General features: G+C 60.0%; 23 protein-coding genes. 5 read left to right on the top strand and 18 right to left on the bottom strand.

What is annotated here, in order from left to right; all coding sequences use genetic code 11:
- Nucleotides 1-67: 67 nt before the first annotated feature.
- The 4 genes from lpdA to ACYZTK_RS00540 are packed head-to-tail and all read right to left on the bottom strand — an operon-like array spanning nucleotide 68 to nucleotide 5,054.
- Nucleotides 68-1,459, bottom strand: a complete 1,392-nt coding sequence (lpdA, locus tag ACYZTK_RS00525) for a dihydrolipoyl dehydrogenase (RefSeq protein WP_462012640.1) — start codon at nucleotides 1,457-1,459, stop codon at nucleotides 68-70.
- Nucleotides 1,460-1,477: 18 nt separating this feature from the next.
- Entirely contained in the window at nucleotides 1,478-2,758 is a 1,281-nt protein-coding gene (locus tag ACYZTK_RS00530) for a dihydrolipoamide acetyltransferase family protein (protein WP_462012641.1), read from the bottom strand.
- Nucleotides 2,759-3,817 carry an alpha-ketoacid dehydrogenase subunit beta gene (locus tag ACYZTK_RS00535; protein ID WP_462012642.1) on the bottom strand — a complete coding sequence of 353 codons (1,059 nt, stop codon included), beginning with the start codon at nucleotides 3,815-3,817 and terminating at the stop codon, nucleotides 2,759-2,761.
- A 1-nt stretch (nucleotide 3,818) separates the two neighbouring features.
- Complete coding sequence (locus ACYZTK_RS00540) at nucleotides 3,819-5,054, bottom strand: thiamine pyrophosphate-dependent enzyme (RefSeq protein WP_462012643.1); 1,236 nt, start codon at nucleotides 5,052-5,054, stop codon at nucleotides 3,819-3,821.
- 185 nt (nucleotides 5,055-5,239) lie between these two features.
- Between ACYZTK_RS00540 and bkdR the strand changes: the two genes are divergently transcribed.
- Nucleotides 5,240-5,728, top strand: a complete 489-nt coding sequence (gene bkdR / locus ACYZTK_RS00545) for a Bkd operon transcriptional regulator BkdR (RefSeq protein WP_462012644.1) — start codon at nucleotides 5,240-5,242, stop codon at nucleotides 5,726-5,728.
- 13 nt (nucleotides 5,729-5,741) lie between these two features.
- Here the strand turns inward: bkdR and ACYZTK_RS00550 are convergent, their stop codons facing one another.
- Both ACYZTK_RS00550 and ACYZTK_RS00555 read right to left on the bottom strand, forming a co-directional pair.
- Complete coding sequence (locus tag ACYZTK_RS00550; protein ID WP_462012645.1) at nucleotides 5,742-6,647, bottom strand: tyrosinase family protein; 906 nt, start codon at nucleotides 6,645-6,647, stop codon at nucleotides 5,742-5,744.
- 126 nt (nucleotides 6,648-6,773) lie between these two features.
- Entirely contained in the window at nucleotides 6,774-7,637 is an 864-nt protein-coding gene (locus ACYZTK_RS00555; RefSeq protein WP_462012646.1) for an MBL fold metallo-hydrolase, read from the bottom strand.
- Between the two features lie 159 nt (nucleotides 7,638-7,796).
- Between ACYZTK_RS00555 and ACYZTK_RS00560 the strand changes: the two genes are divergently transcribed.
- On the top strand, nucleotides 7,797-8,603 hold the full coding sequence (locus tag ACYZTK_RS00560) for a sulfite exporter TauE/SafE family protein (RefSeq protein WP_462012647.1): 807 nt from the start codon (nucleotides 7,797-7,799) through the stop codon (nucleotides 8,601-8,603).
- A gap of 146 nt (nucleotides 8,604-8,749) precedes the next feature.
- On the opposite strand, the gene ACYZTK_RS00565 is transcribed toward ACYZTK_RS00560, so the two are convergent.
- From ACYZTK_RS00565 to ACYZTK_RS00590, 6 genes are all read right to left on the bottom strand, one after another.
- Nucleotides 8,750-10,030, bottom strand: coding sequence for a TRAP transporter large permease (locus ACYZTK_RS00565; RefSeq protein ID WP_462012648.1), 1,281 nt, complete (start codon nucleotides 10,028-10,030; stop codon nucleotides 8,750-8,752).
- Complete coding sequence (locus ACYZTK_RS00570; RefSeq protein WP_462012649.1) at nucleotides 10,031-10,558, bottom strand: TRAP transporter small permease; 528 nt, start codon at nucleotides 10,556-10,558, stop codon at nucleotides 10,031-10,033. It lies immediately after the preceding gene.
- A gap of 79 nt (nucleotides 10,559-10,637) precedes the next feature.
- Nucleotides 10,638-11,609: a TRAP transporter substrate-binding protein gene (locus ACYZTK_RS00575; RefSeq protein WP_462012650.1), complete on the bottom strand. Its 972-nt coding sequence runs from the start codon at nucleotides 11,607-11,609 to the stop codon at nucleotides 10,638-10,640.
- A gap of 53 nt (nucleotides 11,610-11,662) precedes the next feature.
- Nucleotides 11,663-12,556 (bottom strand): SMP-30/gluconolactonase/LRE family protein, encoded by an 894-nt coding sequence (locus ACYZTK_RS00580; RefSeq protein WP_462012651.1) that lies wholly within the window; start codon nucleotides 12,554-12,556, stop codon nucleotides 11,663-11,665.
- A gap of 45 nt (nucleotides 12,557-12,601) precedes the next feature.
- Nucleotides 12,602-13,420, bottom strand: a complete 819-nt coding sequence (locus ACYZTK_RS00585; protein WP_462012652.1) for an NAD-dependent epimerase/dehydratase family protein — start codon at nucleotides 13,418-13,420, stop codon at nucleotides 12,602-12,604.
- A 103-nt stretch (nucleotides 13,421-13,523) separates the two neighbouring features.
- Complete coding sequence (locus tag ACYZTK_RS00590; RefSeq protein ID WP_462012653.1) at nucleotides 13,524-14,819, bottom strand: OprD family porin; 1,296 nt, start codon at nucleotides 14,817-14,819, stop codon at nucleotides 13,524-13,526.
- Nucleotides 14,820-15,144: 325 nt separating this feature from the next.
- Between ACYZTK_RS00590 and ACYZTK_RS00595 the strand changes: the two genes are divergently transcribed.
- Together ACYZTK_RS00595 and ACYZTK_RS00600 are read left to right on the top strand one after the other, a co-directional pair.
- Nucleotides 15,145-16,800 carry an MFS transporter gene (locus ACYZTK_RS00595; RefSeq protein ID WP_462012654.1) on the top strand — a complete coding sequence of 552 codons (1,656 nt, stop codon included), beginning with the start codon at nucleotides 15,145-15,147 and terminating at the stop codon, nucleotides 16,798-16,800.
- Nucleotides 16,797-17,930, top strand: a complete 1,134-nt coding sequence (locus ACYZTK_RS00600; protein WP_462012655.1) for an HlyD family secretion protein — start codon at nucleotides 16,797-16,799, stop codon at nucleotides 17,928-17,930. The genes ACYZTK_RS00595 and ACYZTK_RS00600 overlap by 4 nt, the downstream gene beginning before the upstream one ends.
- A gap of 95 nt (nucleotides 17,931-18,025) precedes the next feature.
- Here ACYZTK_RS00600 and copD read toward each other — a convergent pair whose 3' ends face one another.
- Nucleotides 18,026-18,886 (bottom strand): copper homeostasis membrane protein CopD, encoded by an 861-nt coding sequence (gene copD / locus ACYZTK_RS00605; protein ID WP_462012656.1) that lies wholly within the window; start codon nucleotides 18,884-18,886, stop codon nucleotides 18,026-18,028.
- A 3-nt stretch (nucleotides 18,887-18,889) separates the two neighbouring features.
- Entirely contained in the window at nucleotides 18,890-19,255 is a 366-nt protein-coding gene (gene copC, locus ACYZTK_RS00610) for a copper homeostasis periplasmic binding protein CopC (protein ID WP_462012657.1), read from the bottom strand.
- Between the two features lie 139 nt (nucleotides 19,256-19,394).
- On the opposite strand from copC, the gene ACYZTK_RS00615 reads away from it, so the two are divergent.
- Nucleotides 19,395-20,015, top strand: coding sequence for a TetR/AcrR family transcriptional regulator (locus tag ACYZTK_RS00615; protein WP_462012658.1), 621 nt, complete (start codon nucleotides 19,395-19,397; stop codon nucleotides 20,013-20,015).
- Nucleotides 20,016-20,245: 230 nt separating this feature from the next.
- Here the strand turns inward: ACYZTK_RS00615 and ACYZTK_RS00620 are convergent, their stop codons facing one another.
- From ACYZTK_RS00620 to hydA, 4 genes are all read right to left on the bottom strand, one after another.
- Entirely contained in the window at nucleotides 20,246-21,301 is a 1,056-nt protein-coding gene (locus ACYZTK_RS00620; protein WP_462012659.1) for an RHS repeat-associated core domain-containing protein, read from the bottom strand.
- Between the two features lie 209 nt (nucleotides 21,302-21,510).
- Nucleotides 21,511-22,785: an NAD-dependent dihydropyrimidine dehydrogenase subunit PreA gene (gene preA, locus ACYZTK_RS00625; RefSeq protein ID WP_462012660.1), complete on the bottom strand. Its 1,275-nt coding sequence runs from the start codon at nucleotides 22,783-22,785 to the stop codon at nucleotides 21,511-21,513.
- A complete protein-coding gene (locus tag ACYZTK_RS00630; protein ID WP_462012661.1) occupies nucleotides 22,786-24,153 on the bottom strand; it encodes an NAD(P)-dependent oxidoreductase in 1,368 nt (455 codons plus the stop codon).
- Between the two features lie 203 nt (nucleotides 24,154-24,356).
- The gene (gene hydA, locus ACYZTK_RS00635) at nucleotides 24,357-25,796 is read right to left on the bottom strand and encodes a dihydropyrimidinase (protein ID WP_462012662.1); all 1,440 of its coding nucleotides are present in this window, start codon (nucleotides 25,794-25,796) and stop codon (nucleotides 24,357-24,359) included.
- Nucleotides 25,797-25,974: the final 178 nt, after the last annotated feature.

The following is a 25,974-nucleotide window of genomic DNA, read 5'->3' on the forward strand; positions in this document are numbered from 1 at the left end:
GCATTCCAAGTGTGGGAGCTAGCCTGCTAGCGATGGGGCCATCTATGCCGCCATCCATTGTTCTGAATCACAGGTGCAGCGCATGCCCCAACGCACGCAAAGCGGCTTCTTGCACCGCCTCGCCGAGCGTCGGATGCGCATGGATGGTGCCGGCGATGTCTTCCAGCCGAGCGCCCATTTCCAGGCTTTGGCCGAACGCCGTCGACAACTCCGAAACGCCCACGCCCACCGCTTGCCAGCCGACAATCACATGATTGTCACGCCGTGCCACGACGCGCACGAAGCCGCTTTTGGATTCCAGGGTCATCGCCCGGCCATTGGCCGCGAACGGGAAGCTGGAAACGATGCAGTCCAGGCCCGCCGCCTTGACGTCGTCCGGGGTCTTGCCGACCACCACCAGCTCCGGGTCGGTAAAGCACACGGCAGCGATGGCCGTGGGGTTGAACTCGCGGGATTTGCCACTGATCAGCTCCGCGACCATCTCGCCCTGGGCCATGGCGCGGTGAGCCAGCATGGGTTCGCCGCTCAGGTCGCCGATCGCATACACATTGCGCATGCTGGTCTGGCAACGGTTGTCGATCTTGATCGCCGAGCCGTGCATGTCGAGGTTCAAGGCTTCCAGGTTAAACCCCTGGGTATTCGGCTTGCGCCCGACCGCGACCAATACCTGATCGGTCTCCAGATTCAAGGTATCGCCCTCAGGATCTCGTACCTGCAGCGTATTACTTTTAGAATCAAAAGCTTCGACGCTATGCTTCAAGTAAAGCTTCACGCCAAGTCTTTTCAGTTCTTCGTGAACCGGCTGGGTCAGTTCGGCGTCGTAGGCGGGCAGGATGCGATCCTGGGCCTCGACCACGCTGACCTCGGCGCCCAGCTTGCGGTAGGCAATCCCGAGCTCCAGGCCGATGTAACCACCGCCCACCACGATCAGGCGCTTGGGCACCGAGGTTGGTGCCAGGGCTTCAGTGGAAGAGATGATCGGACCGCCGATCGGCAGCATCGGCAGCATCGGCAGGTTGACGCTTTTCGAGCCGGTGGCCAGCACCAGGTGCTCGCACTGGATCCGCGTGTCGCCGACCTCGACGGATTTGCCGTCGATGATCTTCGCCCAGCCCTGTATGACCTGGATTTTGTTCTTTTTCAGCAGCGCAGCAACGCCGGTGGTCAGGCGATCAACGATGCCGTCCTTCCATTCAACGCTCTTGCCGACGTCCAGGGTAGGCGTCGCAACGCTGATCCCCAGGGCCGAGTGCTGACTGTGGTTGCGAGTCTGGTGAAACTGCTCGGCGACGTGAATCAGCGCCTTGGACGGAATGCAGCCGATGTTCAGGCAGGTGCCGCCCAGGGATTGACCTTCCACCAGGATGGTCGGGATGCCCAGCTGGCCGGCGCGGATCGCGGTGACATAACCGCCGGGGCCGCCGCCAATGATCAGCAGTGTGGTGTTCAGAGTTTGCATGCCTTGCTCCACAGAGACTTAGTCCACAAACAGCGTGGCGGGTTGTTCGAGCAAGCCGCGCACCGCCTGGATGAATTGCGCCGCGTCCATGCCATCGACCACGCGGTGATCGAAGGAGCTGGAGAGGTTCATCATCTTGCGAATCACGATCTGGCCTTTGACCACCATCGGCCGTTCGACAATTTTGTTCACGCCGACAATCGCCACTTCCGGCAGGTTCAGCACCGGAGTGCTGACGATCCCGCCCAGAGCTCCGAGGCTGGTCAAGGTGATGCTCGAGCCCGAGAGCTCGTCGCGGCTGGCCTTGCCATTGCGTGCGGCGGAGGCAAGACGCGAGATTTCGGCAGCGTTGTCCCACAGGCTGCGAGCTTCGGCGTGTCGCACCACTGGCACCATCAGGCCGATGTCGGCCTGGGTGGCAATACCCACATGTACCGCGCCAAGACGGGTGATGACCTGGGCTTCGTCGTCATAGCGGGCGTTGATCTGCGGGAAATCACGCAGGGCAACCACCAGGGCGCGGACCAGAAACGGCAACAGTGTCAGCTTGCCGCGGCTGGCGCCGTGTTTTTCATTCAGATGCGCGCGCAGTTCTTCCACGGCAGTCACATCGATTTCCTCGACATAACTGAAATGGGCGGCGCGCTGAGTGGCGTCCTGCATGCGCTGGGCAATCTTGCGACGCATGCCAATGACAGCAATCTGCTCTTCGTCGTGGCGCTGGGCATAACCGGCAGCAGCGGTTGACGCGCTCGATGGATTCGACTGACCCTGTGCCAGGTAGGCATCGAGGTCTTCGTGCAGTACCCGGCCCGCAGGACCGGTGCCACGCACCAGGCGCAACTGAATGCCGAGGTCCAGGGCATGCTTGCGCACGGCCGGAGAGGCCAGCGGACGCTCATCGGCTTCGCGGGCAACCATCGGACCTTGAGCGACCGCAGCGCGCGGGGCAGCAGCTGCGACAGGCGCAACCGCTTCCACTTGAGGTGCCGCAACCGCTGCTTCCTTAACCACAACTGCAGCCGCCGGCTGGGCCGACTCCTTAACGTTGCCGGCGCCTTCCACTTCAATGCTGATCAGGATGCTGCCAACCGCCATGACCTCGCCGGGCACGCCGCCCAGGGCAATTACCTTGCCGTGGACGGGCGATGGAATATCGACCATCGCCTTGTCGGTCATCACATCGGCCAGTACCTGATCTTCGACGACCAGGTCGCCTACCTTGACGTGCCACACCGACAATTCAACTTCTGCAATGCCTTCGCCAATGTCCGGCATCTTGATAACGTGCGTGCCCATTCAGACCTCCATAACCCGATGCAAAGCCGCGCCCACTCGGGTCGGGCCAGGGAAATACGCCCACTCTTGCGCGTGCGGGTAGGGGGTGTCCCAACCGGTGACGCGTTCGATCGGCGCTTCGAGGTAATGGAAGCAGTGTTCTTGCACCAGGGCGGCGAGTTCGGCGCCGAAACCGCAGGTGCGGGTCGCTTCGTGAACGATCACGCATCGACCGGTCTTCTTCACCGACTTGACGATGGTTTCCAGGTCCAGCGGCCACAGGCTGCGCAGGTCGATGACTTCCGCGTCGATCCCGGTCTCTTCTGCAGCCACTAGCGACACGTACACGGTGGTGCCGTAGGTGAGGATGGTCACGTCTTTGCCCGGACGCGCAATCGCGGCAACGTCCAGCGGCACGGTGTAGTAACCGTCCGGCACTTGCGCCGACGGGTGCTTCGACCATGGGGTTACGGGGCGGTCGTGATGGCCGTCGAACGGGCCGTTGTACAGGCGTTTTGGCTCGAGGAAGATCACCGGGTCATCGTTTTCGATGGAAGCGATCAGCAGGCCCTTGGCGTCATAGGGGTTGGACGGCATCACCGTGCGCAATCCGCAGACCTGGGTGAACATCGCCTCGATGCTCTGGCTGTGGGTCTGGCCACCGTAGATGCCACCGCCGCAAGGCATGCGCAGGGTCATCGGCGCGGTGAACTCGCCTGCGGAGCGATAGCGCAGGCGGGCGGCTTCGGAAATGATCTGGTCGGATGCCGGGTAGACGTAATCGGCAAACTGGATCTCGGCCACCGGACGCAGACCGTAGGCACCCATGCCCACGGCCACACCGACGATGCCGCTTTCGGAAATCGGTGCGTCGAACACCCGGGAGGTGCCGTACTTGGTCTGCAAGCCTTCGGTGCAACGGAACACGCCACCGAAGTAGCCCACGTCCTGGCCGAAGACCACGACGTTGTCATCACGTTCAAGCATCACATCCATGGCCGAGCGCAGGGCCTGGATCATGGTCATGGTGGTTGTGGTCATGGCGGTTTCCAGCTCGATTTTATTGTTGTGATCGTTCATGTCAGATCCCCAACTCCTGACGCTGGCGCTTCAAGTGCTCCGGCATCTCTTTGTAAACGTCCTCGAACATGGTCGCGGCGCTCGGAATCTGGCCACCGGCGAGTGTGCCGTACTTCTCGGCTTCTTTCTGCGCGGCTATCACTTCAGCTTCCAGCTCGGCGCTGACGGCGACGTGTTCCTCTTCGGACCACTGGCCGATCTTGATCAGATGCTGCTTGAGGCGCGCAATCGGGTCGCCCAGCGGGAAGCAGCTCCAGTCGTCGGCAGGACGGTATTTGGACGGATCATCGGATGTCGAGTGCGGACCGGCGCGGTAGGTGACCCATTCGATCATGGTCGGGCCAAGGTTGCGGCGGGCGCGTTCGGCGGCCCAGGCAGAGGCGGCGTAGACCGCGACGAAATCGTTGCCATCGACCCGCAGGGAGGCAATGCCGCAACCCACGCCGCGACCGGCGAACGTCGTGGCTTCACCACCGGCAATCGCCTGGAAGGTAGAGATTGCCCACTGGTTGTTGACCACGTTGAGGATCACTGGTGCACGGTAAACGTGGGCGAAGGTGAGGGCGGTGTGGAAGTCGGACTCAGCGGTAGCGCCGTCGCCGATCCAGGCCGAAGCGATTTTGGTGTCGCCCTTGATCGCCGAGGCCATGCCCCAACCCACACCCTGGACGAACTGGGTGGCGAGGTTGCCGGAAATGGTGAAGAAGCCGAAGTCCTTGACCGAGTACATGATCGGCAACTGACGGCCCTTGAGCGGATCGCGCTCGTTGGACAGCAGCTGGCAGATCAGATCCACCAGCGGCACGTCTCGTGCCATCAGAATGCTTTGCTGGCGGTAGGTCGGGAAGCACATGTCATCGACGTTCAGCGCCAGGGCCTGGCCGCTGCCGATGGCTTCTTCGCCAAGGCTCTGCATGTAGAACGACATTTTCTTCTGACGCTGGGCGACCACCATGCGGTTGTCGTAAATCCGCGTCTTGAGCATGGCGCGCATGCCTTTGCGCAGGATCTCGCCAGGTACGCCTTCGCCCCATGGACCGAGCGCATTACCCTGATCGTCGAGCACGCGAATCAGGCCCTTGGCCAGGTCAGCGGTGTCGGCGGGTTCGACGTCGATTGGGGGTTTGCGCACCGTGCCGGCATCGGTTAGACGCAGGTAGGAGAAGTCGGTTTTGCAGCCTGGGCGGCCCGAGGGTTCGGGAACGTGCAGGCGCAGCGGTTCGTACGCTTGATTCATGGCTTCTACGCTCGATCTTGTGAATTTCTTGTAGTGAGCTGACAGTCATTCTTCTGTGGAAGAAATCTTGTCCTACAACAATCATAGGCCGGCTGAAGAAGAATATTTATCTCTGTTTCGTTGCGCTCAGGATCATTTGAGGATAAAAAACCTGCATAAACACAAAAAACAGGTGATTTTGTCTCATGCGTAAACTGGACCGTACCGACATCGGCATTCTCAACAGCCTCCAGGAGAATGCGCGCATCACTAACGCCGACCTCGCGCGCTCGGTGAACCTGTCGCCGACTCCGTGTTTCAACCGGGTCAAGGCAATGGAGGAACTGGGGTTGATTCGCGAGCAGGTCACGCTGCTGGACGCCGATCTGCTGGGGTTGCACGTCAATGTGTTCATCCACGTCAGCCTGGAAAAGCAGGTGGAGGAGGCGTTGCAGCAGTTCGAGGAGGCGATTTCCGATCGTCCGGAGGTGATGGAGTGCTACTTGATGGCGGGTGATCCGGACTACCTGATCCGGGTGCTGGTGCCGACCATCCAGTCGCTGGAGCGCTTCATGATGGATTTTCTGACCAAGGTGCCCGGTGTGGCAAATATCCGCTCGAGTTTTGCGCTCAAGCAGGTGCGGTACAAGACGGCGTTGCCGTTGCCAGCGAATGGCATCACCTTGGTCGGCTAAACTCTATCTGCCGTCAGAGGTAGTCATATCGGTATTCGAGGCCCTCGGTAATGAGCGTTTGCGCGACCGTGTAGTTATGCTCCCACGGAGCGGGCTCATTGGCTGGATTGAAGATTAGCGTTGACTCCATCACCCCATTGGGAGAGTTGTCCCGGGACATGAAGCCAGGCGTGGTGGGATGCTGTCGTTTCCAGCATTCCCACAAGCGATCAAGGTTGCAGTGATGGAGGAAAAATATCGGGTCGTTGGCAGAAGATGCTTCAGCCATGTTGCCTCCTATCCAGGCATGCACCGGATTGTGCAACTCGAATTCTGAAAAATTTTCCCAGCCAATCTGGACCTGCTGTACTGGTGTTTCTGGTTGCACCGGTTGTTCTGGTTGTTCAGACCAATAGGGAATACCGTTCAACGCCGAAACAATGGCTTCGGCCGAAGGCAGGGTGCTTTCTGCCCCAAAGTTTCGACGCAGGCCTGTGTCCCCGGTGGCAGAATCCCATACCCGTACATCGAATTGGCTGGTGTTACGCGAAAAAGGTCCACTGGTGACCACCTGGTTCTGCATGTTGTCACCGTTGCCACCCATGAAGTCTGAGGTGAAGGGGTTGTCTGCTCCGATGATTTGCCAGTTCCAGTAGGGCAGGGCCATGCTTTCGTCATTCGCCGCCCTCTGAAGCGCTAATTCGAATTGGCGAATCAATATTCGGTGCCAGGGGTAGAACAGCGGGCTTCGATGAGGGTTGGGAATGATCGGGTTTCCGCGACCCATTGAGTTTTTGTGGATTTGCACAAAATCATCGTAGCGGTTTTGCTGCCCTGGCCGCAGCACACTGGGGATCTCATTCTTCAGGCGCAGGATTGCTTCGACGAACGCGTATTTCTGTTGTTGTGTCATGTCACGATGGTTACGACGAATGTCCATATTGCTGTAGCTCCATTGGTTGTCTGTCCAATGAAGTATTGTTCGCTCAAGCAGGTTACTCAAGTCCGTCTTGTCGCTACAAACTGTCAGTAAAAATAGAAAATTTAAGGGCGTGAGTGAATTTTCCTACAAGCGATTAATTGGAATCTTCAGGTAAGCGACGCCATTGTCCTCCGCCGGCGGCAAATTCCCCGCCCGCACATTCACCTGAATCGCCGGCAGCAACAGGTTCGGCATGCCCAACCCGGCGTCGCGCTGAGTGCGCATCGCCACGAACCCGTCCTCATCCATCCCGTCGCGCACATGAATATTGCTTTTTCGCTGCGCGCCAACCGTAGTCGCACAGCAAGGCTCGCGACCCTCGGGCGGGTAATCGTGGCAGACATAAAGATTCACGCTGGCCGGGAACGCCAGCAGCTTCTGAATCGAAGCAAACATCTGCCTGGCATCGCCACCGGGGAAGTCACAACGGGCAGTGCCCACGTCCGGCATGAATAGGGTATCTCCCACCAAAATCAGGTTGCTGTCGATCAGGTAGGCCATGTCTGCCGGGGTATGACCGGGTACATGCAAGGCCGTGGCCTTCAGATTGCCGATCATGAACGACTCGTCCGGCGCGAACAGGTGGTCGAACTGCGAGCCGTCCACGGCAAACCCGGGTTCCAGGTTGAACAGGTTCTTGAACACGTCCTGAACCTTGCTGATCGACTGGCCGATCGCGATCTTGCCGCCCAGTTCCCGGCGCAGGTAAGGCGCGGCCGACAGGTGATCAGCATGGGCGTGGGTCTCCAGCAACCACTGCACCTGTAGTTGATGCGTACGCACGAACGCACTGATTCGATCCGCCTGGACAGTGCCGGTACGACCGGCCGCCGCGTCGTAATCAAGCACCGGATCAACGATGGCGCAGGCACTGCCATCGCCCTCGTAAATCACGTAGCTCCAGGTCGATGAGGCGGGGTCAAGAAAAGCTTCAATCAGGGCAGGCATGTTGGCCGGTTCTTCGTGGGACAAGCGCTGAGCGTAGAGTCATTTGCCCCGCATTGGCCAGCCCCGATCAATTCTTGCAAGGAAAAAAGCCCCGCAACCTCTATCCTGTAACTCATCGATACCGGGCGTTCCCGGCTTATTCATGGATCTTGAGTGTTTATGTTGCTGGCAGTTTTTTTTGGCGTGGTGATGGGCCTGGTCCTCGGATTGACCGGGGCCGGCGGCGGCATCCTGGCGGTGCCGGCGCTGGTGCTGGGACTCGGCTGGAGCATGACCCAAGCGGCCCCGGTTGCGTTGTTTGCGGTTGGCAGTGCGGCGGCCGTCGGCGCGATCGATGGCTTGCGCCACGGCCTGGTTCGCTACCGCGCCGCGCTGTTGATTGCCTTGCTGGGGGCGATTTTTTCGCCGGTCGGAATCTTTTTCGCCCATCAGTTGCCGGAGAAAGTCCTGATGATCCTGTTCAGCCTGCTGATGATCATGGTCGCCTGGCGCATGTTGCGTCGCGAGCGACATGAAGAGGGGCCCAGCGATCACGGCCACGCCAACTGGGGCCAGAAAAATTGCATGCTCGATCAGCAGACCGGGCGCTTTTCCTGGACCGCCAAGTGCACCGCGACCCTGGCGGCGCTGGGCGCAGTGACTGGGGTGGTGTCCGGCTTGCTCGGGGTGGGCGGCGGGTTTCTGATCGTCCCGGCATTCAAGCAACTGACCGACGTGCAGATGCGCGGCATCGTCGCCACCTCGCTGATGGTGATCAGCCTGATCTCAGCCATCGGGGTGATCGGCGCGTTCCATGCCGGTGTGCGGATCGACGACCTGGGCGTGACCTTCATTGTCGCCAGTATCGTCGGCATGCTTATCGGCCGGCGCTTCTGCGCGCAGGTGCCGGCCCGCGCCCTGCAAGTCGGATTTGCCAGCCTGTGTGTAGTCATTGCGACCTATATGCTTCTGCGCGCCAGCAGCTGACGGTCCAGCGCCCCCTGTAGGAGCAGGCTTGCCCGCGATGCTTTTGGCGGACTTGAGGCCCTCATCGCGGGCAAGCCTTGCTCCCACAGGGATGATCAGTTCCCACAGTTGTGGTCAGTTCCCACAGGAATGTGTGTTGTCGCTGGTTACAACACCAAATGCGGCAACCAAAGCGACAGTGCCGGAACGTAAGTCACCAACATCAACACCAAAAACAGCACGCCATAAAACGGCAACAACGCCTTCACGGTTTTTTCGATGCTGACCTTGCCCACCGCAGACCCCACAAACAGTACCGCGCCCACCGGCGGTGTGATCAATCCGATCCCCAGGTTCACCAGCATGATCATGCCGAACTGCACCGGGTCCACACCAATGCCCAGGATCACCGGCATCAGGATCGGCGTCAGGATCAGGATCAGCGGCGCCATGTCCATCACCGTGCCCAGCAGCAACAGCATGACGTTGATGCACATCAGGATCACATAACGATTGTCCGACAGGGTCAGGAACATCGTGGTGATTTTTGCCGGGATCTGCATCAGGGTCATGATGTAGCCGAAACTGGCGGCGAAGCCGATCAGGATCATCACGATCGAAATGGTTCGCACCGTGCGGTGCATCAGCTTGGGCAGCTCGCTCCATTTGTAGTCGCGGTAGATGAACATGGTCACGAAGAACGACCACAGCACCGCGATTGCCGCCGATTCGGTGGCGGTAAAAATGCCCGACAGAATCCCGCCGAGAATGATCACCATGGCCATCAGGCCCCACATCGCCTCGCCGCAGATCTTCAGCGCCTGGCGCAGCGGAATCACTTCGCCTTTGGGATAATTACGCTTCCTGGCGAAGATCAGGCACAGCACCATCAGGCACGCGCTCATCAGCAGGCCAGGCACCACGCCGGCCATGAACAGCGAGGCAATCGACACCGTGCCGCCGGCCGCCAGGGAGTAGAGTACCGAGTTGTGGCTGGGCGGTGTCAACAGTGCCTGCACCGAACCACTCACGGTGACTGCCGTGGCAAATTCCCGCGGGTAACCCCGGCGTTCCATTTCCGGAATCAGCACCGAGCCGACCGATGCCGTGTCCGCCACCGAAGAGCCGGAGATCGCGCCGAAGAAGGTCGAGGCCATGATGTTGACCAGCGACAGGCCGCCGCGCACGAACCCCACCAGCACCCCGGCAAACGCCACCAGCCGCCGGGACATGCCGCCCTCGGCCATGATCGCGCCGGCAAGGACGAAGAACGGAATCGCCAGCAGGGAAAATTTGTTCACCCCGCCGGCCACCTGAATCATCAGGGCCTGGAACGGAATGTCGATCCACCACGCCCCGATCAGGGCCGAAAGGCCCAGGGCATAGGCGACCGGCATGCCGATCAGGATCAATGCGATAAAGCTGCCAAGCAGAATCAGAGCGTCCATTTATGCGGCACCTTCATTTTCTTCAACCAGGTCGAAACGCACGACCCGACGGTTGCTCTGGTCACCCAGCAAGAGTTTTTCCAGGACAAAGATCAGCGTCAGCACACCGCCCACAGGGATCGGCATGTAGGTGATGCCGACGCGCAGGGTGGGCAGGGCGCTCATGAACTGATTCCAGGTCGAGATGCACAGCTTGGTGCCCCAGATCGCCATGAACAGGCAGATCGTCGCCATCAGCAGCTGGGAGAAAATGCTCATGGCCCTGCGCAACTCAGGCGCCATGCGATCGGTGAGCATCGCCACCGCCATGTGTGCGCCGGCGCGGTAGCTGGCGGCGGCGCCGATGAAGGTAAAGACCATCATCAGCAGGATTGCCGTAGGCTCCGGCCAGCTGGAGCCGGTGCCGAGGACGTAGCGGGCGAATACGCCCCAGGGAATGATCAGCGAGATGGCCAGGACTGACAGTCCGGCGACCCAGATGCAGGTCATGTAGAGCTTGTCGTTGACGCGCAGCAGTAGATTCTTCATCGGGTTCCACCGTAACCGGGCGCGCGCGGACGTAAACAGACGTCAGTGGCGCCGGCCTTTCATGAGTGCCAGGGGGAGGTTATTGGACCGCTTCGATACGCTTGATCAGGTCGGCGTAAGGCGCGCCGTATTTCTCGCGGATCGAGGCGGTGGCCTCATAGAAAGGTTTCTTGTCGACGGTGATGAACTCGACGCCGGCAGCCTTGAGTTTTTCTTCGCTGCTGGCGGACTTCGCATCCCACAGGGTGCGTTCCTGGGCCTGGGCGGCCTTGGCGGTTTTCTTCACCAGCACTTGCTGCTCAGGGGTCAGTTTGTCCCAGGTGATTTTCGACATCACGATCGGTTCTGGCAGGATCAGGTGGCCGGTGAGGCTATAGAACTTGGCATTCTGGTAGTGGTTGTGTTCAAGCAATGTCGGCGGGTTGTTTTCCGCGCCATCGATTACCCCGGTCTGCAGGGCGCTGAAGATTTCACCGGTATCCATCGCAATGCCGTTGCCGCCCATGGCATTGATGGTCTCGATGAACATCGGGTTGCCTTGTACACGGATCTTCATGCCCTTGAGGTCTTCAAGGCTGCGCACCGGCTTTTTGGTGTAGATGTTGCGCGTGCCGCCGTCCATCCAGGCCAGGGCGACCAGGCCGAATTCGGAGTCGGTGATCCTGGCGAGGATTTCATCGCCCACTTCACCGTCGATGACCTTGCGCATATGCGCCTGGTCACGGAACACGAACGGCATGTTGAACACGTTTACGTCCGGTACCACGGGCCCGACGATGCCGAGGCTGACCCGGGCCATCTGGATGGCACCGACCTGGGCCTGTTCGACCACTTCCTTTTCCGAGCCGAGCACGCCGCCGGCGAACATCTTGAAGGTCAGCTTGCCGTCGCTGTCGGCCACCAGGGTTTTACCCAGCTGTTCTTCCGCTACGACCGTGGGGTAACCGGTGGGATGGATGTCGGCGAATTTGATTTCCAGGGCCTGGGCGGCACCGCTCAGGGTGAAAGCCAGAGGGAGTGCAGCGGCGAGCAACGTGCGTTTGAAGTCCATGGGGCGACCTCCAGTCTTGTTGTTGTTTTTATTCAAGGCACAGCAAGGGCGGTTTATAGCGAGTGATTGAATTGCGGTTCCGGCAAACCCTGGACACCCGGGGTGAATGCAAACACTCCCCCGGCCAGGGACTGAGGGTCGTGGTCGTCACCGCGGCGGATCGAGGTCACGAACAGCGTGTCCAGGCGACTGCCACCGAAGGCGCACATGGTGGGTTTTTTCACCGGCACGGCGAGGGAACGGTCCAGGCGGCCATCGGGGGTAAAACGATGAATCAACCCGGCGTCATTGGCGCAGATCCAGTAGCAGCCCTCGGCATCCACTGCGGCGCCGTCAGGGCGTCCCTCGTACTGGTTCATGTCGACGAACAGCCTGCGGTTGGAAGGCGTGCCGCTGTCGATGTCGTAGTCGAAAGCCCAGATCTGCTGGACCAGCGGGTGTGAATCGGACAGGTACAGGGTGCGGCCATCCGGGCTGAAACCCAGGCCGTTGGGTACGATAAAGCCGCCTAGCCTGGCTTCGATCGGGCCGGTCTGCCCGGCGCTGTAGCGGTAAAGGCTGCCGTTCGCGGCATTGGCGCCCATGTTCAGCACCATGCTCCCGGCCCAGAAGCGGCCCTGGCGATCGCAGCGCCCGTCATTCAGGCGCATGTCCGCACGCGCATGCTCAACGTGGGCCAGCAACTCGCTGTCCAGGCTGCCATCGCTGTGCGGGCGCAGTTGGTAGAAGCCGTCTTCCATTCCAGCAACCCAGCTGCCGTCGGCTTGACGCGCGATGCAAGCGAGCATCTGCGGGGTTTTCCAGGCGTGCACGTGGCCGCTATCGGCGCTCCAGCGTTGCAGGCCGCCGCTGGGGATATCCACCCAGTACAGGGCGTTTTCCCGGGCGACCCACACCGGGCTTTCGCCGACCGCGTTGCGGGCATCGACAATCAGTTCTGCTTGCATGGCCACTCATTCCCTTGGTTTTTGTTGCGGGGACTGTTGCAGGGCTCAGTTGCCGAACGGTCCAGCGGCGCAGAACGCACCACCCTGGTAGACCCGCGCCGGATCATCGGCAGCCGGTAGAGGTTGTTCTTCGACCTGGGCGCGGAACACTTCCGAACTGTCCTGGGCCACATAACCAAGCCCCGAGGCCAGTCTGTTATCCCACCAGACTTCCTTGTTATCGGACATGCCGTACACCACGGTATGGCCGACATTGGGTGCATACAGCGCGCGTTCGAGCAGTTGCGTCAGGTCGCCGAAGCTCAGCCACGTGCTCATCATCCGGCGGTTTTGCGGAACCGGGAACGAGGAGCCAATGCGGATGCTGACGGTTTCGATGCCGTAGCGATCGAAGTAGAAGGTCGCCATGTCCTCGCCATAGGATTTGGACAGGCCGTAGTAGCTGTCGGGACGGCGAGGGGAGTGGGCGTCGAGGATCTCACCCTGCTGATAGAAGCCAATCACGTGGTTGGAACTGGCGAAAATCACTCGCTTGACCCCGTGCTTGCGCGCGGCTTCGTAGATGTGAAACACGCCGCAGATGTTCGCCCCGAGGATCTCTTCGAACGGACGCTCAACCGATACACCGCCGAAATGCAGGATGGCGTCCACGCCTTCGACCAGATGATCCACGGCCTGCTTGTCCGAGAGGTCACAGGTGACCACTTCTTCGCGATCATCCACGGCCGGGGTGATGTCGGCGATATCCGAAAGGCGAATGACATTGGCATAGGGCCGCATGCTTTCGCGTAGCACTTTACCGAGCCCGCCTGCAGCGCCGGTGAGTAGCAGGCGATTGAATGGGGCTGTAGGAGTAGTAGTCATGGGAATCCTGGACCAGCAGTTATTATTGGATTTGTTGTAGGTTGTCGTACGACATTGTCGAAGTATCGTTAGAGTTTCCGGGTTTTGTCAACGCGACATTGGCCTACAACAACGAAATCGGATAACTCACAAAAATGCGGTTTTCATCAAATTCGTTGGTGCTGAAATCCTTGCGGATCGACGCATTGCGCCATTTCACGTTGAGGTTTTTCAGCGCACCACTCTGCACGGTGTAGGCCAGTTCCGATTCGCGTCCCCATTCCTTGCCGTCGGTGATGGCGCCGGTGTGCACGTTATCGCCGCTGATGTAGCGGTTCATCAGGGTCAGGCCGGGAATGCCCAGGGCGACGAAGTTGTAGTCGTGGCGCAGCTGCCAGGATTTTTCCTTGGCGTTGTCATAGCTGGAGTTGTAGCTGTCGTTGGCCAGGGTGCCGCCGCTGGTGCCGTTGACGCGCATCCACGCACTGTCGCCCGTCAGTTTCTGCAGGCCCACGTAAAAGGTGTTGCCACCATATTTGGCGGAGAGCATGGCAAAGGTGGTCTTGTTTTCCATGTCGCCCGCCAGGGCGCTGCCGTCTTCCTTGCCATTGAAGAAACCGAGGTTGGCGCCCAGGGTCCAGTCACCCAGCGGTTGGCTGTGGCTCAGGTTGAAATACTGCTGCTGATAGATGTCGCTGAGTTCCGAGTACCACACGCCGACCAGGGTGCGCTTGTCGTTGAAGGTGTATTCACCGCCGCCGAAGTTAAAGCGGTCCGAGGTGAACGCCGCCTTGCCGTTCATGGACATGTCTTCCATGCTCGCATCGTTGCGTGGGCTGTTCTGACGGAACTGGCCGCCGTAGAGCGTCAGGCCGCTGATCTCGGTGGAGGTGACCTGGCCGCCGTGGAACGTCTGCGGCAGCGAGCGTCCGTCATCCGAACGCAGCACCGGCAGCACCGGCATCCATTCGCCGACCTTCACCTCGGTCTTGGAGATCTTGCCTTTGACCGCCACGCCCATCCGCCCGAAATTGTCCGCCGGGCGACCGTCGTCGTGGATCGGCAGCAACTGCGTGCCGCCGGTGCCTTTACCGCCGTCGAGCTTTTGCGAATACATGCCGAGCACGTCCACACCGAAGCCGACGAAGCCCTGGGTGAAGCCGGATTTTGCATCGAGGATGAAGCTCTGCGTCCACTCTTCAGCCTTGCCTTGGGGATAGGCCGGGTTGGTGTAGTTGCGGTTGAAGTAGGCGTTGCGCAGATTCAGCGTCGCCTTGCTGTCATCGATAAAACCTTCGGCCTGACTGGCCAGGGGCAGGGCCAGGACGATGCCACCGAGGCTGATAAGACTGAGGGTTTGGCGGCGTGCAAAAGTCGGGCGAGGGGTGTTGGCGAAGGAATTGCGGACGAGATGGCTCACAGTGACGCTCCCTTGGTGTTTTTGTTTTTATTATTGTTATACGTCGTCGTACAACGTGGGTTTGATTATTTGCGAGGTTTTAGGGGGTTGTCAATCACAACTTATACGATGACCGGACGAGATTTTGGGAATTGGCCTGTGGGAGCAAAGCTTGCTCGCGACAGCGGCCTGTAAGTTGCGCTGTTGTGTCAGGCACACCGCAATCGCGAGCAAGCTTTGCTCCCACAGGGGGGCAGAGTCCGAGGTATAGGGGGGTAGACGTTATGGGTGTTGGCTCAGGAGGTTTTCCGGCAAACTGGCACCACCTCTGACACAAGGCCACTGAATGGATCACTACGCCCCGCGCGACTGGCAGCCCCACGAGCGGCCCAGCCTGCCCGGTTCTCCTTCGACGCCGGAGCACTCCACGGCCAAGCGCCTGGCCTATGCGCTGGTTGGGTTGCTGGTGGCATTGACTGGCGGGTTGGGCAACTCGCTGGTCATCGCCAACCTGCCGTACCTGCAAGGTGCGCTGGGTGCGACCACCGCCGAAATGGCCTGGTTACCGGCGGCGTACGTGATGACCAACGTCTCGATGAACCTGCTGCTGGTGAAGTTTCGCCAACAGTTCGGCCTGCGCGCGTTCACCGAAGTGTTCCTGGTGCTGTACGCGCTGGTGACCTTCGGCCACCTGTTCGTCAACGACCTCAACTCCGCGATCGCCGTGCGCGCGGCCCACGGTATGGTCGGGGCGGCGCTGAGCTCCCTGGGCCTTTATTACATGATCCAGGCCTTCCCGGCGAAGTGGCGGATGAAGGCGCTGGTGCTTGGGTTGGGCAGCTCGCAACTGGCCTTGCCCCTGGCCCGGCTGTTTTCCGAAGACCTGCTGCAAATCGCCGAGTGGCGCGGGCTCTATCTGTTTGAACTGGGCATGGCGTTGTTGTCCCTGGGCTGCGTATTTCTGCTCAAGCTGCCGCCCGGTGATCGCTTCAAGACCTTCGAAAAACTCGACTTCCTGACCTTCGCCATTCTCGCCAGCGGTGTCGCGCTGCTCTGTGCGGTGCTGTCGCTCGGGCGCATCGACTGGTGGCTGGAAGCTCCGTGGATTGGCGTCGCGTCGGCCGGCTCCATCGTGTTGATCTGCGCCGGCCTGGCCATCGAACACAACCGCAGCAACCCGATGTTGATGACGCGCTGGCTGGGCAGCGGAGTGATGATTCGCCTGGCCCTGGCGGTGGTGCTCATTCGCATGGTGACTTCGGAGCAGTCCACTGGCGCCGTCGGTTTCATGCAAACCCTGAACATGAGCAGCCAGCAACTGCACAGCCTGTATGTGGTGATGATGATCGGCAGCATCGCCGGGCTGCTGACCAGTGCGCTGACCATCAGCCCCAAACACCTGTTCAGCCCGTTGATCGTGTCGTTGGCACTGATGGCCGTCGGCTCAGTGATCGATAGTCAATCGAACAATTTGACGCGCCCGGAGAACATGTACTTCAGCCAGTTTTTGCTGGCGTTCGGCAGCACGTTTTTTCTCGGCCCGACCATGGTGCTGGGCACGCGCAACGTGTTGACCAACCCGCGCAACCTGGTGAGCTTTTCGGTGCTTTTCGGCATCTGCCAGAACCTCGGCGGGCTTATCGGTGCGGCGTTGCTCGGCACTTTTCAGATCGTTCGGGAGAAATTTCACTCCAGTAACATTGTCGAACACCTGGTGTTGACCGATCCGCGAGTGGCCGCCAGGGTCCAGAGTGGCGGCAATGCCCTCGCTTCGGTGATTGCTGACCCTGGCCTGCGCAATCTGCAGGGCATTCGCAGCCTGGCGACGGCCGCCACCCGCGAGGCCAACGTGCTGGCCTATAACGATGTGTTCATGCTGATCGCGGTGATTGCTGTGCTGACCATGATCTGGATTTCCCTACGTGCCCTGTGGCTGATGAGCACTAGCAAAAACGTCACCCCAACGCCTCCCGACTCCACCCGCGGTGCCACTTCTTCATGACCGAACCGACCACGACCACCACCAACGCCATTGCCGCCACCCCCGAGGGCGTCGCGCCACCGTCCACGCCCGCCACCGAACCCCGTTCGCTGCGGGTTCGGGTTGTTTCGTCCATGAGCTTTGCCGCCATCGCTCTGGTGGGCGTGCTGATCGTACTGTATGCGTGGCAGCTGCCACCGTTCAGCAGTGCCATCGAGACCACCGAAAATGCTTTGGTGCGCGGCCAGGTGACGATCATCGGACCGCAGCTCAGTGGCTACGTGTTTGAAGTACCGGTGTCGGACTTCCAGTTCGTCAAGACCGGCGACTTGCTGGTGCGCCTGGATGATCGGATCTACCAGCAGCGCCTCGATCAGGCCCTTGCGCAACTGGCGGTGCAAAAAGCTGGCCTGGCCAACGTGGTGCAGCAGCGCAACAGTGCCGAGGCGACCATCAAGCTGCGCCAGGCAGCGGTCGCCGACAGTCAGGCCCAGGCCCGTAAAAGCGCAGCGGACCTGCGCCGCAACAACGAACTGGTCCGTGATGGTTCGGTGTCCAAACGCGAGCTGGACGTGACCCTGGCGGCCAATGCGCAGACCATTGCCGCAGTCGCCCAGGCCCAGGCCAACCTGGAAATTGCCCGGCAGGATCTGCAGTCGGTAATCGTCAACCGTGGCTCGCTGGAAGCGGCAGTCGCCAGCGCCGACGCTGCGGTGCAACTGGCGCGTATCGACCTGTCGAACACGCGCATCGTTGCGCCTCGCGATGGCCAGCTCGGCCAGATCGGCGTGCGCCTGGGCGCTTATGTGAACTCCGGCGCGCAGCTGATGGCGCTGGTGCCGCATCAGTTGTGGGTGATTGCCAACATGAAGGAGACCCAGATGAACAACGTGCGGATCGGGCAGCCGGTAACGTTTACCGTAGATGCGCTGGATCACCGCAAGTTTCAGGGGCGGGTGCAGCGCATCTCACCAGGTACCGGTGCGGAATTTGCGCTGCTGCAGGCGGACAACGCCACCGGCAACTTCGTCAAGATCGCCCAGCGGGTGCCGGTGCGCATTACCGTGGATGACGGCCAGGCGCAGAGTGAACGCTTGCGGCCGGGGATGTCGGTGGTGGTGAGTATCGATACGGCGGCGGAGGGAAGCTAGCTGGTCAAGATCAAAAGATCGCAGCCTTCGGCAGCTCCTACATTGGGAATTTGCGTTTCTCTGTAGGAGCTGCCGAAGGCTGCGATCTTTTGACTCTAGGCAGCCACCATCGGCGGCATGGTCCCCAATAACGACACCGCCGCCACCGCGCCAATCCCTAACAGCCACTCCATGATCACACTGGCTTTCAACGCCTCCATCCGCTGCTCGCAGTCCTTGATGCGCAACCGGTTGAACAACGCCAGGCCAAGCATCACCACCACCAGCGTGACCTTGATCAGCAGAATCAAGGCAAACCCCGACCACAACGGCGTCGGCCACAACTGCCCTGTCAGCACTCGCACGTTGATCAAGCCGGTCACCACCAAGCCGGCCACCAGCGCATAACCCACTCCGCTGAAACGCTCAAGAATCGCACCGATCGGCTGCCCTCGCGGCTGGCGCAATATCATCACCAGCAACATCAGCCCACCGAGCCAGATACCGACACACATCAGGTGCACGATCTGGTTGAGGATCAGCAGCTGGCCACTCAACCCATCGAGCATGGCGCCATGGCCGACCGGGGCCAGAGCTGCCAACAACAGGCCTCCCAGCACCAGTCGCGGCGCCCGGCGTGCATGCCAGGGTGTCAGCAGTAACGCCAGCAACAAACCATTAAGCAGCAGATGCCAACGCCACACCTGGCCGAAAAACGTATTGCGCAACACCAGCTGCAAGGTCGGCAAGTCGAATGCCGCTTGCCAATCCCCAGCCATACTCGCCGTGATCAACAGCAACCAGCAGACGCCGCTGACTAACGCCACCGCCGCCAGCCACCGACTCAGTCGCGTCAATGGCTGATCCAGCGTCGTGGCGTCGCGTCCCAACAGCAGGGGCCTGAACACCCAGGCCCCGACCAGCATCAGCACCACGGTGAAATGCAGAAAGCGGCACAGTACCATCGCGCTCGTCATGAATTACTGGCCAACCTTGAAGCTGTAGGCGCCTTCGCTTTTATGGGTGTCGACCGACACCGCGTGCCATTCGACCTTGTACGCGCCGGCAGTCAAGGGCGCGGCCGGGGTGACCACCAGGGTTTTCTTGTCACTGCCTTCGGTGGCCAGGCTTTTCAGCGGCACAGTGACGCCGTCCTTGCTCAGGGTCACTTTGGTGAAGGTCGCTTCAACGCCTTCGGAAAACACCAGGCGCAACTCAGCGGGAGCGCTGACCGTACTGTCGGCAGCCGGGGTCTGGCTTTTCAGGTGGGCGTGGGCAAACACCGACGAAGCGGCGAACAGCGCGCCGAGCAGGGCGGCGGTGGTCAGGGTTTTCTTCAGCGTCATCAGGGAATACCTCTGGTGCAGGTTCGAAAGGCTGTCAGTTTACCTTCCATAAGTCGCCTGTATGAAGTTTCGTTTTCCCCTGTCGCCGCGAGGTAGAGCGGATGCTAGTCTTGAGCAACGCTGTCGCCAGGGAGCCCTCATGGGCAATCACAAGATCGAGATTCGTCGCAGTAACGTCGAGAAAATTCTGCTGGGGGCCGAAAAGGTCTTCGCCGAAAAAGGTTTCGGCGGCACCGCCATGGCCGACATTGCCGCCGAAGTGCAACTGCCGCGCTCCAACCTGCATTACTACTTCAGCACCAAGAGCGAACTCTACAGCGCCGTGCTGTTCGACCTGCTGGAAGTGTGGAAACAGGACGCCCTGTGCTTCGAAATGTTCGACGACCCCCGCGTGGTCCTCAGCAGCTACATCCGCGCCAAGATGCAGCACTCGCGCAGCCGGCCTTATGGCTCGAAAGTCTGGGCCAATGAAATCATCCACGGTGCCCCGACCCTCGGTGAAGCCTTGGACGCCAGCCTGTATGACTGGGCCAAAATGAAAGAAGCGAAAATCCGCCAGTGGGTGGAGGACAAACGCATATTGCCGGTGGAGCCTTCCAGCTTGCTGTACATGATCTGGGCTTCGACCCAGCATTATGCGGATTTTGATCATCAGGTGAATATTTTGAATGATCATCAGCCGTTGTCGGATATGCAGTTCGAGCGGGCGGTGCAGACGGTGACGAGTGTGATTTTAAGGGGGATTGGGTTGGAGCCGTAGGTGTCGCATACGACGGTTGACGCGCTAGCGTCGAAGCGGGCTAAGAAGCCACGTTTGCCCGCTCCGAGTCGCGCATGGCCTCTGACCGGTCTTGGCACATGCGCACTGTGTACAACGAACTATCCAGTTTCGCTCGGACCAGCAAATCGCATCATGCGGATGATGGTGAAAGCCGAATAAGCGGAAGGCTCTGTCAGCGAAGTAATGATCCGTAATCCTCCAGGTTGGATTCAATTCCGGCGAAGTTTTTTGCTAGTTTCTGTAATATGGTTTTCCAGGCTGGATCCCTTGATTCGAATAAGTGCTTGTTTGAATTTTATACGGTTGACCCTTATGCTGAAAAAGCGTCGCGGATCTTGTTCCTGGGCCATGAAATATTGGGCAGCCTGGATATCTTCAGGGTTGGATAATTGCTGAATGTTCGGGTGTTGAGCCTTGGTACTGTCGAACATCTCCCCGTTTTTAATCAAGTTCACGTCATCTCTTCGAGTTCGTGGCAGCGCAGGCTGATTGTTTGCCAAAACCTTCGTGGAGGGGATTTTAGTTTCGAAGGGGACAAGTGAGGGCGAGTTGCGACTCATTACCCTCGAGGACTCATCGGGTGCTTGATTGGTCATGTTGATCGGACGGAACGTTGTTCGGCGGCGTTGACTGCTCATCGTGTTTCCCGTGAAGCCATCGACTACACCTAGCCTATTTTGCGGATTCTGAATGATTCCGGATGCGTTTCTATTGATTCTCCGTGGCAAAATCTTGAAGCGCATATTTCCACTAGGGTCATTGTAGTTAACGGGGTCGCCCTGGCAGTAGGCATAACAATTAATTCCGCCTGCACCGAATGGACTTAATTCGTCTGGGCTGTTGAAACGCATCAATACCGGATTGAATGCCCTTGTCCCCTGTCCTAGTAGATAGTGTCCCGTAATCGGCTCAGGGTGCTCAGACGTGAATCCAATCATCTGGCTCAAACCTTCGGCCAAGTGATAACCGTAGGCAGTGTAAGCCAGATGCTCTGCTTTGGATTGCGTGAAACTGTGCAGCAAAGAATGGGCTTGTTCGGTTGCCAGCAGTGCAGTTTCATTTAAGCCAGTAGCGGCTTCATGTTGAGCCAGTGGCTGAGAATCATGGCGAAAGATCGTCCGCTGCGAATGCTCTCCCAGTTCTGTCACCAGGTGGTTGCCTTGGTAGAAACGCTGGGCGCTTGCGTGAGCTGGAAGGTCAGTGGCTATCAGATGATCTACAGCGTCGTAGTGATACCGCTGGAGGATTTTCAAGGAGGAGGTCATGAGGAAGTCCCTGGAGATGACGTGCTCTCAGGATCGGATTTTGATTGGTCCTTGTCTACTAGCAGAACTGATAGTCCTTGGTGTAGAGACAGACTTGAAAGATCGCAGCCTCGTTGCACTCGACAGCGCCTACAGGGGGGCTGTGGAGCCCCGAGATCCGCGTAGGAGCTGTCGAGTGCAACGAGGCTGCGATCTTTTGATCTTAAAAATCAAACGGCAACATGGTACGGATTACGCGGATCGTGGTTCCAGTCCAGGAACGGCTTGCCACTGTCCATCGGTACCATCTCGATGCAGTCCTGCACCGGGCAGGTGATCTGGCACAGGTTGCAGCCCACGCATTCGTCGTCGATTACTTGATACTTGTGGGTGCCGTCGGCTTGCTTGAGGCTGGCCACTGCCTGGTGCGAGGTGTCTTCGCAGGCGATGTGGCAGCGACCGCAACCGATGCAGGCGTCCTGGTCGATTTTGGCGATGACCTGGTAGTTGATGTCGAGGTACTTCCAATCCGTGGTATTGCCCACCGCGCGCCCGGAGAAGTCGGCGATGCTGGCGTAGCCCTGGCTGTCCATCCAGCGCGACAGGCCATCCTTCATTTCCTCGACGATGCGAAAGCCATGCAGCATCGCCGCCGTGCACACTTGCACCGAGCCGCTGCCCAGGGCAATGAACTCTGCCGCGTCGCGCCATGAGCCGATGCCGCCGATGCCGGAGATGGGCAGGCGTTGAGTCTGTGGGTCGCGGGCGATTTCGGCGACCATGTTCAAGGCGATGGGCTTGACCGCTGAACCGCAGTAACCGCCGTGGGTGCTCTGGCTGCCGACCACCGGGTTGGCGACCATGCGTTCCAAGTTGACGCTGGTGATGGAGTTGATGGTGTTGATCAGCGACACCGCATCGGCGCCGCCGCGATGGGCCGCGCGGGCGGCGACGCGGATGTCGGTGATGTTGGGGGTGAGCTTGACGATCACCGGCAGCGAGCAATAGGTCTTGCACCAGCGCGTGACCTGTTCCACGTATTCCGGTACTTGGCCGACCGCGGCACCCATGCCGCGCTCGGGCATGCCGTGGGGGCAGCCGAAGTTGAGTTCGATGCCATCGGCACCGGTGGCTTCGACCAGCGGCAGGATGAACTTCCACGACTCTTCGACGCAGGGCACCATCAGCGAAACGATCAGGGCGCGGTCCGGCCAGTCCTTTTTGACCTGGGTGATTTCCCGCAGGTTGATTTCCAGGGAGCGGTCCGTGATCAGCTCGATGTTGTTGAAGCCCATGACTTCGCGGTTGGCCCCGAAGTGCGCCGAGTAGCGCGACGACACGTTGACCGCCGCGGGGTCTTCACCCAGGGTTTTCCAGACCACGCCACCCCAGCCGGCCTCGAATGCGCGCACTACGTTGTAGGCTTTGTCGGTGGGCGGGGCGGAGGCCAGCCAGAATGGATTGGGGGCTTTGATACCGGCGAAGTTGATTGAGAGATCGGCCATTTACGCAGCCTCCACATTGAGCATGAGTTGGGCGTGGATGGCCTCGGCGGCCAGCTTGCCGTGTTGCACGGCTTGTACAGTGAGGTCCTGGTCGAGGCTGGTGCAATCGCCCCCTGCGTACACGCCGGGGATGCTGGTGCGCAGCTGCTCATCGACCTGAATGCGCTCGCCCTGGCGTTTCAATTCCCGGGCCATGGGGTCGGCGAGGGCGCTGGAATCGAAAGCCTGGCCGATGGCTTTGAAAATGGCGTCGGCGGCGAGCTCGAAGGTTTCGCCGGTGGTTTGCAGGCGTCCTTCGACCAGTGAGGTGCGGGCGAAACGCATGCCGCGGACATTGCCGTGGTCATCCAGTAGCACTTCCTCCGGTTGCGCCCAGGTCAGCAGGCGCACCTGATTGGCCTTGGCGATGTCCTGCTCGTGACCGGTGGCGCCCATTTCCTCGACGCCGCGGCGGTACACCAGGTTGACATCGCGGGCGCCAAGGCGGGCCATCTGCACGGCCATGTCGATGGCGGTATTGCCGGCGCCGAGGACGATGCAGCGATCCGCCAGCGGTAATTGGGTCAGGTCGTCGGACTGGCGCAGTTCGCGGATGTAGTCGGTGGCGGCGAGCAGTCCCGGCGCGTCTTCGTGGGCCAGACCGAGGCGCTTGCTGGCGTTGAGACCGATGCCAAGGAACACCGAGTCGAATTGCTGGTGCAGTTCGCTGAGGGTCAGGTTCTCGCCGAGTTTTTGTCCATGACGGATTTCGATGCCGCCAATTTGCAGGAGGAAATCCAGCTCCTTCTGCGCGTAGTCATCCACCAGCTTGTACTTGGCGATGCCGTACTCGTTGAGACCGCCGGCTTTGTCGCGGGCTTCGAAGATCACCACGTCATGGCCGTGCATGGCGCTGCGGTGGGCGCAGGACAAGCCAGCAGGACCGGCGCCAACTACCGCTATACGTTTGCCGGTGGCCGCCGCGCGAGGGAATGGATGTTCGGTGAAATGCGCGTTGTCCACCGCGTAGCGCTGCAGCAGGCCGATCAGCACTGGTGCACACTCATGATCGTTATTGCGCACGCAGGCTTGCTGGCAAAGAATTTCCGTGGGGCAGACCCGTGCGCAACTGCCACCGAGGATGTTGGCCGAGAGGATTTTATGCGCTGCGCCCTGGACATTTTCCGCATGGATGTTGCGGATGAACGAGGGGATGTCGATTTCGCTGGGACATGCGTTTACGCAGGGCGCGTCGTAGCAATACAGGCAGCGCGAGGCTTCCAGGTGCGCCTGACGGTCATTGAGCGCAGGCGCCAGGTCGGTGAAATGACCGGCGAGAGCGGCTGCGTTCTCGTGGGGATGCGGGAGGTGGTTCAGGCTCTTGATCACGGTTTTTGCCTCATGGTTTTTGAGGTGCTGCCTCTGGTGGGCAGTGGGATTTGTGTTGTCCGGGCCGGCCTCATCGCGGGCAAGCCTTGCTCCCACAGGTACATCGGGCGTTCACAACACCTGTGGGAGCCGGGCTTGCCCGCGATAGGCCGAAGTAAACTTGTGGGAGCAAGGCTTGCCCGCGATGGCCGAAGGCCTCGATCTCAGCGTTTCACAGCAACCGGCTGATTCAACTCCGCCCGCTTGCTCAACAAATCAAACACCGCCGGATACGCCGGCCGTTCGACATACCGCCCGGCACCGCGCTCGGCTCGCAGGTCGCCATCGGCCCAGACCACGCGGCCCTGGCTGATGGTATGGCTGGGCACGCCGCGCACAGTCTTGCCTTCGAAGATGTTGAAGTCCACCTGCTGGTGATGGGTCGCCGCAGAGATGGTTCGCGTACCTTGTGGATCCCACAGCACCAGGTCGGCATCGGCACCCACGCGGATCGCACCTTTACGCGGGTAGAGGTTGAAGATCTTCGCGGTGTTGGTGGAGGTCAACGCCACGAACTGCTGCATGGAAAAACGCCCGGTATTGACCCCTTCGTCCCAGAGCAGCGCCATGCGATCTTCGATGCCGGCGGTGCCGTTGGGGATCTTGCTGAAATCGTCTCGGCCGGCGGCTTTCTGCTCGGAACAGAAGCAGCAGTGGTCGGTGGCGGTGGTGTGCAGGTTTCCCGATTGCAGGCCGTGCCACAGCGCTTCCTGATGGCCGCGCGGGCGGAACGGGGGGCTCATCACGTAGCCGGCGGCGGTCTGCCAGTCCGGATGCTGATACACGCTGTCATCGAGCAGCAGGTGCCCGGCCAACACTTCGCCGTAGACTTGCTGGCCCTTGCTGCGGGCATAGGTGATTTCGTCGAGGGCTTCCTTGGTCGACACGTGTACCAGGTACAGCGGCGTACCCAGGGTTTCGGCAATCCGGATCGCCCGGCTGGCGGCTTCGCCTTCCACTTGGGAAGGCCGCGACAATGGATGCGCTTCGGGCCCGGTGATGCCCTGGGCCATCAGCTTGCGTTGCAGGTGATACACCAGCTCGCCGTTTTCCGCATGCACGGTCGGCACGGCGCCCAGTTCCAGACAGCGCTCGAAGCTCGCCACCAGCGTGTCGTCAGCCGCCATGATCGCGTTCTTGTACGCCATGAAATGCTTGAAGCTATTGACCCCGTGCTGGCTGACCAGCTCGGCCATTTCTTCGCGAACCTGCTCGCTCCACCAGGTGATGGCGACGTGGAAGCCGTAATCCGACGCTGATTTTTCTGCCCAGCCGCGCCACTGATGGAAAGCCTCCATCAGCGATTGCTGGGGGTTGGGGATCACAAAATCGATGATCGAGGTGGTGCCACCGGCAAGTCCTGCCGCCGTGCCGCTGAAAAAATCCTCGCTGGCCACGGTGCCCATGAAGGGCAGTTGCATGTGAGTGTGTGGATCGATGCCGCCGGGCATCAGGTACTGGCCACTGCCGTCGAGTAGTTCGGCACCCGCCGGAACATCCAGCTTTTCACCGATGGCCTTGATCACGCCGTCGGCGCAATAGACGTCGGCGCGATAACTTTCATCATGGGTAACAACGGTGGCGCCACGGATCAACAGAGACATTCCGAGTTCCTCGCAGGCAATGACCGACTGGTGCCGGTTCTAAATGTTTTATATGAACCAGGCGCAAACAGGTGTATTCCTGTCAGCGCTGTCAGGAATAGAAACTAGACTGAGTTCAGGGAATGAGCAAGAATATTTTTTATAAGCTTATATCGTTATTAAGCTATTGATTAATAAC

The sequence above is a fragment of the Pseudomonas sp. LB3P31 genome (assembly GCF_054897945.1).